Annotated in this window: 5 protein-coding genes; 3 read left to right on the forward strand and 2 right to left on the reverse strand. The window is 29.1% G+C overall.

The annotated features are described in order from the left end of the window. Nucleotides 1–150 precede the first annotated feature (150 nt). Complete coding sequence (locus U9R42_14185; protein MEA3497172.1) at nt 151–576, reverse strand: hypothetical protein; 426 nt, start codon at nt 574–576, stop codon at nt 151–153. Between the two features lie 144 nt (nt 577–720). On the opposite strand from U9R42_14185, the gene U9R42_14190 reads away from it, so the two are divergent. After that, nucleotides 721–1,587 (forward strand): hypothetical protein, encoded by an 867-nt coding sequence (locus U9R42_14190; protein MEA3497173.1) that lies wholly within the window; start codon nt 721–723, stop codon nt 1,585–1,587. A 7-nt stretch (nt 1,588–1,594) separates the two neighbouring features. Next, entirely contained in the window at nt 1,595–2,596 is a 1,002-nt protein-coding gene (locus U9R42_14195) for a S41 family peptidase (GenBank protein MEA3497174.1), read from the forward strand. A 244-nt stretch (nt 2,597–2,840) separates the two neighbouring features. Here U9R42_14195 and U9R42_14200 read toward each other — a convergent pair whose 3' ends face one another. Continuing rightward, the gene (locus U9R42_14200; protein ID MEA3497175.1) at nt 2,841–4,706 is read right to left on the reverse strand and encodes an ABC-F family ATP-binding cassette domain-containing protein; all 1,866 of its coding nucleotides are present in this window, start codon (nt 4,704–4,706) and stop codon (nt 2,841–2,843) included. A gap of 497 nt (nt 4,707–5,203) precedes the next feature. Here U9R42_14200 and U9R42_14205 point away from each other — a divergent pair, with 497 nt between their 5' ends. Then, nucleotides 5,204–7,057, forward strand: coding sequence for a T9SS type A sorting domain-containing protein (locus tag U9R42_14205; protein ID MEA3497176.1), 1,854 nt, complete (start codon nt 5,204–5,206; stop codon nt 7,055–7,057). Nucleotides 7,058–7,488 lie beyond the last annotated feature (431 nt).

Here is a 7,488-nt window from a genome sequence, read left to right on the forward strand (position 1 = left end):
TCTTTGTTCCCAAAGGGTTTTCAGAGTTTTTCATATACTTCTTCAAAACTTTTTACATTATCCCGATAGTGTTTCAAATTTTTTCATTGTCTATAAAAAACTCTGGAAATCTTAATGCGAATGTATTCATAGAACCTCCCTTTAATGTTTTTATTTCTCAAATTTAAAAACAATAAATCCCTTATCAACTTTATCATCAGCGATTTCTACAATAATAAACTCCTGATCGTATAAATTTTTAGTGTATTTTTTTTTGATAGGTTTTAGAGGAATAGAAACAATATTTTTTTCTCCAACAATCAACTTTTGTTCAAAAAGTATTTCATCTGTTTTTTTATTTTTAAATTGTAAAATACGATTATCATAGGAATTTGGATTAATATTCTTTTCTTCAAATACAATAGCTTTTTGTTTTTTACTAATCGAAGTAATCAATCCTTTCCCTTTCGTAATCTTATGAGAAGTGTGTTTTACTCCCGGACTTTTTATTGTCCAACTAGAACCAACATCTTGTGCATTGGAAAGAAAAAAAGAAATAATAAAAAATAAACTCAATAAAATTCGTAATTTTTTCATAATCAATATTTTAATTTAGTTAAATTTAATTTCAAGCAAATATACAAAAAAATAAATAGAAACTCTTTACATTTGTATTTTAGTAATTAATCTATTTTGACAACAAGTTATTTTTAATAATGACTTTTTTTATTGAGTAACAAGATGAAATACAAGCACAGCATTACGCTATTTCTTTTACTCTTTTCTGTTCAATTATTTGGACAACAAAAGATAGCAGAAATATCAAAAAAAGAATTGAGAAAATCCAGACCAACCTATATTAATATTGGAATGGGATTTAGCTATTCTTACTTTAGAGATTTTGCAACATCTCCTTTAATTTACCATGGATTACCTGTAACATTATCTCTTTCACGACTAAAATTTGACAAAAAAAGAGAGTCAATATTTGGAGTAAATTATTCAATTGGAAGTTATTCCACTTTGTTGGCGGAAAATAATACTTCAAGTATTGCAAACACATTTGCATTAAACTATACTCAACTGTATCAAATATTAGAACAACCAACAGAAAAATGGAATTTTAAAATCGGAGGTACTTTTAATTCTATTACCAATGTGAGAATTAATGGTGAATTTCAAAACAATGCTTTAGGACTAGAATCCATTTCAACAATTTTTGTTTCAGCTAAAATTTCAAGAGACCTATCACGAACTGAACTCAAAGAAAAGAAATTAATATTTTTTAATTATCAATTAAAACCTAAAAAAAGAATATTATCATATCAACTTAATTTAGCTGTTATGAATAACACTTTAAGAAATGGATATATTTATAATGATCAAGCCGCAATAACTAATGAATTCGCCATTTTTGACAATTACGTTTTTAAAGTTTTTTCAGGTTACAGAATAAATTCCTCTTTGAATTATAATATTTATCTAAAAAATTGCAACGCTATGAGAATTTCGTATATATGGGATGCATATAAAACAGGGGGTGATTTAGACAAATTTGAAATGGCAAGTCATAATTTACAATTCTCACTTTTATTTAACACAAAATAATAAAAAAATGAGTAACAAATATTTAATACTATTAATATTCCCATTATTATTTTCTTGTGAAAAAATAATGTTTGACAAAAATTTATCGTCTATTAGTCCACAAGAAAACTTCGATTATTTATGGACAGAATGTGATGAAAAATATTCATATTTTGAAGTTAAAAACATTGACTGGAATAATGTTTATGACAAATATTCAACATCAATTTATGATGGAATGTCGGATGATTCCCTTTTTAATGTACTAGGTGCAATGCTTAGAGAATTAAAGGATGATCACACTAACTTAATATCCGACTTTAATATTTCCTTTTTCGGTGTTTCAAATTTAGGTCCCGATAATTTTGACTGGCGAATAATTAAAGATAATTATTTATCAAAAAACTATTATGTATCAGGTCCTTTCAAACATGATTTCATTGCAAATAATCAGGTAGGATACATACGATTCTCGGCTTTTACAGGCACTGTAAATTCAACTAATCTGGACTTTATTTTTAACAAATATAAAAATACCAAGGGATTGATATTAGATTTACGTGAAAATGGTGGAGGTGCTGTATCAGATATATTTACATTACTAAGCAGATTTATAGAAGAAAAAACATTAGTAAACTACTCAAGAATAAAAACGGGACCAGCCCACAATGATTTTTCTGAAGATGAAGCTGTTTATGTTAGCCCATCGGAAAATGTAAGATACAGCAAAAAAGTTATGGTATTAACAGACAGAAGCACTTACAGTGCAGGTTCATTCTTTTCACTTGCAAGCAAAGCATTACCAAATTTGGTTTTGGTTGGAGATACTACAGGTGGTGGATTAGGACTCCCTAATGGTGGTCAATTACCAAACGGATGGACTTATAGATTCTCAATTACTCAGGCATTGGATTTAAATAAAGATAACTCTTTTGAAAACGGTGTACCTCCTGACATTCATGTTTTATTCGATTGGAATGACCGTACAAAAGATGAAGTAATTGAAAGAGCACTGTTGGAAATACTTTAGTGAACTTCTAATAATTATTTTTTATTTTGTTGAGTTTTTTTAGAGGCACTAATACTAAACCGCCATTAAGATACTGAAATTAAAACATTTCTTTTCGCCCTGTTTTTATTCAAAAAATTATTCCGTAGCTATGGCTATGCAAGAATTTTGTGAAGAAAAACAAAACAAAAATAATTTATTTTCTTAATCAGCATCTTAATAGCGGTTTAGTATAACTCCAAAATCTATCCAATAAAAAATGATGCTATCCCTCCAACTCTGCTAATTCCAACCACCTCTCCCCTTTATCATCAAGTTGTTCAATTATCTCCGAAAGCTCTTTGGAAATATCCTGAAGCTTTTTATGGTCTGTTTCACCTCTATTAATTATATTTTCCAGTTCTTTTTTCCTCTCTTCAAGATTGTCAATTTCTTCTCCAAGTTGTTTCAATTCATATTTTTCTTTAAAACTTAAGCCCTTTTTCTGATTAGTTTTTTTTGTTATTATTTTCTCTTTCTTCTTTACTTTTTTAATCCCAATTGTAGTTTTTGCAGATTCTTGTGATAGCTTGTATTCTGTATATTTCCCGTTAAAATCTTTAATCTCTCCATTCTCTTTAAAAATAAAAATATGGTCAACAAGCTTATCCATAAAATAGCGATCATGAGTTACTACAACCAAACATCCCTTAAAATTTTCTATAAAATTTTCTAACACATTCAATGTAAGGATGTCAAGGTCATTTGTCGGTTCATCAAAAATAAGAAAGTTTGGATTTTTCATCAAAACCGTAAGTAAATACAATCTTCTTTTCTCTCCGCCACTAAGTTTCTCTACCGGAATATAATGCATTTTAGGAGGGAATAAAAACCTCTCCAACATTTGAGAAGCAGATAACATCGTTCCATCTGAAAGCGGAATATATTCAGCATTTTCTTTCACTACGTCAACTACTCTCTTTTTACCGCTTACTCTCATCAATTCCTGTTTGTAATAACCGTAAACAACCGTTTCGCCTTTTATTACCTCACCGCTATCAGCTTTTAGTTTTCCTGTCAATAGATTTAAGAAAGTTGTTTTACCCGAACCATTTGGTCCGGCAATTCCAACTCTTTCTTTTTTTGCAAATTTGTAACTAAAGTTTTTGAGTACAACATTATCATCAAAACTCTTGCTGACATTATGAAATTCTACAATCTTTTTTCCCAAACGTTTTGTTAAAACATCTAAATCTATTTTTTTATCAAAAACTTTTTTTTCTGACTTCTCTTCCAGCTTATAAAATCTATCTATTCTTTCTTTGGATTTTGTTCCCCTTGCCTTAGGCATCCTCCTCATCCAATCAAGTTCTTTTCTTAAAAGATTTTTTGCCTTACTAACATCCAGTACTTGCTTATCTTTTCTTTCAGTTTTTTTTGTTAAATAATACGAATAATTTCCCTCATAATGAAAAAGTTTTCCCTCATCCAATTCAATAATTTTATCACAAACTCTTTCAAGGAAATACCTGTCGTGTGTAACCATAAAAAGAGTGAGATTTCTACTTTTTAAATGCTCTTCTAACCATTCAATCATTTCCAAATCAAGATGGTTTGTTGGCTCGTCAAGGAGATAAAAATCCGGCTTTTCAATTAAAACTTTTGCCAATGCTACTCGTTTTTTTTCACCACCAGAGAGTTCCCCTATTTTTTGATTTAACTTATAAATATTGAGTTTTGATAGAATCTGCTTTATTTCATTTTCATAATCCCATGCATTAAAAACGTCCATTTTCTCCAATGCACTTTCCAATCTCTTTTTATTTTCAGGATTTTGCATTGCAAGTTCATATTCCTGAACAGCTCTAAGTATTTCATTATCCGAATCAAATACTGCTTCAAGCACAGTTTTATTTTCATCAAAATATGGTTGTTGTTGCAAAAAACCAAGTTTTACTTCATTATTAAAAGTAATTTTTCCACTGTCAGCTTCTTCAATTCGTGAAATCAATCTGAATAATGTTGATTTACCTGTTCCATTTTTTGCAATTAACGAAATCTTTTGTCCTTTTTCAATACCAAAAGATATTTTATCGAACAAAAGAATACCAGCATAATATTTTGAAAGATTTTCAACAGAAAGATAATTCATACAACTGAATTTACAATATTTAATCAACTGCAAAAATATTCTTAATTACCTCAATTAACTAATTATACCAATTTAATTTCAAAACGCCTGATAAATAAATTAAATTATATTTTTCTTTTTTTAGGCAAAAATTCTTTGCATAGCTATAGCTACGGAAATAATTTTTAACGACAAAAAAGGGAAATAGAAATGATTTATATCGGGTGTTTTGATGTTAATTTGGTATTAGTTTTCATTTTAAAATAAAACAACTAAAAGCCTACAATTTTACCACCATACAAAAGCTCATAACTTTTTGAAATTCCGTGTAATTTCATCTAATAGACATTGAACATAGTTAAGAACAAATATCAAAGAAAAGAAATTAATTTTATAAAACCATTGTCATTACTAACTTTTATCACATTGGATAATTCCAAAAAGCAAATTCGGAAAGATATTTGTTATTATGGAAAAACGATTGTTCATTAATCTTATTGAATTAAAAAATAAAAATTATGATTTCAAGAAACCTTCCTAAACAATTGTTTTTCATTTTCCTTTTTATTTATTCTTTATCTGTTTCAGCACAATCCATTTCAGGCAATGCAAGTTCAGCAATTTCAACCCGAAACCTTGGCTTTGCTACTGTAAACATTTACAAAAACGGTAAACTCGTAGCGAATATTCTTACAGATGAAAAGGGGGATTTTAATATTAAATTAGATACAGGATTATATAAATGTGAAATTGTTTATGCAGGTTTTGAAAAGATTAGCAAAGAAATTAAAGTTACTAAAGACGAAAAAGCTGATTTCAGTTTGGATAAAGATAAAAAAAGTAAATATTCTGCTACAACAACAGACGTAGCTTACAAAGCATATACAGGACGAGGTAAGTCATCATCAAGAACAAAGGGTATTACTACAACATATATGTGGGGATATAAAAAGAAGGACAGTGGAACTTATGGTAAATTAACGGCAGGTGAGATAAATGATTTTAGCAAATGGAATCTTTGGACAGACCTGAGGAAAGGTGAATTGAAAAACATGCAATCATTGTGGAAATTTGCACCAACTGATAGATATACACTACAATTAAAAGATCAAAATGATTTGCCACTTGCAAATGCTAAAGTTGAATTATTGAATGGAAAAGAGGTAATTTATACAGCGAAATCCGACAACACAGGCAAAGCAGAACTTTGGGGCAGTTTGAAATATGATGCTTTGAACGAAATACATGCTACTTCTATAAAAGTAAATTACAATGGATTAAGCAAAACAATTAAGAATATTAAAAAATTTGAAAAGGGAATAAATACTTTAGTGTTAAACACAGAATGCAAACAATCACAAAATGTAGATATTGCAATTGTTGTGGATGCTACCGGAAGTATGCAAGATGAAATTGATTATTTAAAATTTGATTTAAATCGTGTAATTTATCAATCTAAAGAATTTAGTACAACATTAAATTTGCGTTTCGCAAACATATTTTATCGTGATCATCGTGATCAATATTTAACACAAACACAAGATTTTACATCCGTTTTATCTGAATCCATAGCATATACAAATGAACATAATGCAGCTGGTGGTGGTGATGGTCCTGAGGCAGTTGAAATTGCATTGGATTCTGCAATTAACAATTTGAGTTGGAGAGAAAATACGCGAACAAAAATTATATTTTTAGTTTTGGATGCACCACCACATAATACTCCCGAAATTCAGGGAAAAATGAGAAGATTAGCTTATCAGGCAGCAAAAAAAGGAATCAGGATTGTTCCTATTACAGGAAGTAGTTCAAATAAAGAGAATGAATATTTGATGAGATGTTTGGCTTTGGCAACTAATGGTACTTATACTTTTTTAACTAACCATAGTTCAATTGGAAATTCTCATATTGAGCCCAGTACTGATAATTATAAGGTTGAAATTCTAAATGATTTATTAGTAAGAATAATAAAATCATATACATATATGCCCGATTGCAATCAATATATTGCTGATTTAGGTGTTAACCTTCCCGATTCTCAAATGTTTATTTATGATAAAATTGAAACAATAATTTCTGATACTTCAAAATTGAATTCTATAAAAACAAATGATAATTTGCAAGATTCTCTAAATCTTAAATGGAATTTTTATCCAAACCCAACTAATGGAATTCTCAACATTGTTTCAAACAAAGCTATTAAAGAATTATACATTACCGACTTAAGTGGTAAAGTTTTGCAGATAATTAGAAATATTGAAGCTGATGTAGTTGCTAAAGCAGACTTGAGTAATTATTCAAAAGGAATATATTTAATAAGATATCCGATAGGCAAGAAATGGGTTAGCGGAAAGATAATCCTAATTCGTTAGGCTCTTAAAAAACAACTAATGCTAACATGTTAACGATATTTATGTTGCTACTTTCAGTCCGTATTGTTGTTAGAGTTCTATGTTGCCAATTCAATATTCGACATTCGTTACCTGTGCTGAGCTTGTCGAAGTAATCATTATTCATTTTTTGAATATCGAATATCGAACAAGGAATTATGAATAATGAAGTTTCCGCAAGTTCAGAGCAGTTTTTGAGATTTACCCCACATGGGCGGAACAGGCGATATTTCATTTGCTTGACTCTACTTGCTTACTTCATTATTTAATCCGTTTATTTTCTATTTAGTGTCTCTAAGAAAACTCTGCAAAATTAGATTCCTATCTTTTTGCGATATTTTTATCTTTTTCAACTCACTGATGCTAAGGCATCGCCTCGTCTCAAAAAATAAAAATCTCATCAAAAATCTTAG

It is taken from the genome of Bacteroidota bacterium, assembly GCA_034723125.1.
GTDB lineage: Bacteria > Bacteroidota > Bacteroidia > CAILMK01 > JAAYUY01 > JAYEOP01.

What these genes read in the sequence shown, in the direction of transcription:
- U9R42_14185 (MEA3497172.1), bottom strand. Translation starts at nt 576, where the DNA reads ATGAAAAAATTACGAATTTTATTGAGTTTATTTTTTATTATTTCTTTT.
- U9R42_14190 (MEA3497173.1), top strand. Translation starts at nt 721, where the DNA reads ATGAAATACAAGCACAGCATTACGCTATTTCTTTTACTCTTTTCTGTT.
- U9R42_14195 (MEA3497174.1), top strand. Translation starts at nt 1,595, where the DNA reads ATGAGTAACAAATATTTAATACTATTAATATTCCCATTATTATTTTCT.
- U9R42_14200 (MEA3497175.1), bottom strand. Translation starts at nt 4,706, where the DNA reads ATGAATTATCTTTCTGTTGAAAATCTTTCAAAATATTATGCTGGTATT.
- U9R42_14205 (MEA3497176.1), top strand. Translation starts at nt 5,204, where the DNA reads ATGATTTCAAGAAACCTTCCTAAACAATTGTTTTTCATTTTCCTTTTT.